This window comes from Verminephrobacter aporrectodeae subsp. tuberculatae At4, from assembly GCF_000193225.1.
In the GTDB taxonomy this organism is placed as follows: domain Bacteria; phylum Pseudomonadota; class Gammaproteobacteria; order Burkholderiales; family Burkholderiaceae_C; genus Acidovorax; species Acidovorax aporrectodeae.
The window spans coordinates 1-1,260 of the sequence record NZ_AFAL01000172.1 but is presented as its reverse complement, the minus strand read 5'-3'; the positions used below and the strand labels follow the sequence as shown (position 1 = coordinate 1,260).

The 1,260-nt window shown below is 72.2% G+C and carries 1 protein-coding gene and 1 pseudogene; both read left to right on the top strand.

The genetic code is table 11. The features are described from left to right. The coding region (gspN, locus tag VTU_RS0105590) for a type II secretion system protein N (protein WP_010101735.1) at positions 1-764 on the top strand (764 nt) is incomplete at its 5' end. Between the two features lie 4 nt (positions 765-768). After that, a pseudogene (locus VTU_RS25845) lies at positions 769-1,260 on the top strand (type II secretion system secretin GspD); the annotation flags it as partial.

Sequence of the window (1,260 nt, the reverse complement as noted above, 5' to 3'; positions counted from 1 at the left end):
GCCCCACGTGGGGCTGGGCGCTGGTGGGCGCGCTGGCCGGCGCGCTGCCCGCGGTGCTGGCCTTTGCGCCCGCGCGCTGGCTCGCCGAAGGCGTGGCCAGCGCCACCCACGGGCAGGTGCTGCTGCTGCAGGCACGCGGCACGGTGTGGACCGGGTCCGCGCAGCTGGTGTTCACCGGCGGCAGCGCCAGCCGGGACCGCATGGCCCTGCCCGGGCAGGTGGACTGGCAGCTGCGCCCCGGCTTTGGCGGCCTGCGCGTGCAGCTGCGCGCCAGCTGCTGCACGCCCACCCCCTTGCAGGCCCGGGTGCAAGCCGGCTGGGCCACGGCGCAGCTGAGCCTGGCCGACGGCCAGAGCCAATGGCCCGCAGCCCTGCTCGCGGGACTCGGAACGCCCTGGAACACCTTGCAGCCCCAGGGCCAGCTCGCCCTGCAGACGCAGGGGCTGGAACTGCACTGGGCCGCCGGGCGCATGCGGCTCAGCGGCCAAGTACAACTCGACGCGCGCGCCATGTCCTCGCGCCTGTCAACCCTGCGCCCCATGGGCAGCTACCGCCTGGCGCTGCAAGGGGGCGAGGTCCCCACGCTCACGCTGAGCACGCTCGACGGCCATCTGCAACTCAGCGGCAGCGGCCAATGGGTCGGCCAACGCCTGCGCTTTACCGGCGAGGCCAGCGCCAGCCCCGAGCGCGAGGCAGCGCTGGCGAATCTTCTGAACATCATCGGACGGCGCAGCGGCGCGCGCTCCATCATCACCGTGGGTTGAACCTATGACTTGCCTGATTTCGCCACGCCTGCGCAGCAACCTCGAAACCACGCTCAAAACGCTCGCGGCCACGGCCCTCCTGGCCTGCGCCAGCGGCCAGACTGCCGCGCAGACGGCGAGCAGCAACCCGCCGAGCGTGCGCGCGGGCGAGCCGGTGACGCTGAACTTCACGAACGCCGAGATCGAGGCCGTGGCGCGCACCATGGCCACCATCACCGGGCGCAACGTGGTCGTCGACCCGCGCGTCAAGGGCCAGCTGAACCTGCTCACCGAGCACGCCGTCCCGCCCGCTGTGGCGTTCCAGCAATTCCTCGCAGCGCTGCGGCTGCAGGGTTTCACGGTGGTCGAGTCGGCCGGTCTGTACAAGGTGGTTCCCGAGGCCGACGCCAAGCTGCAGGGCGGCAGCGTGAGCGTGGTGCAGGGCGACGCGGGCAGCGCGCCGGGCGGCGGGCAGATCGTCACGCAGATCTTCAAACTCAACTACGAGAACGCGACC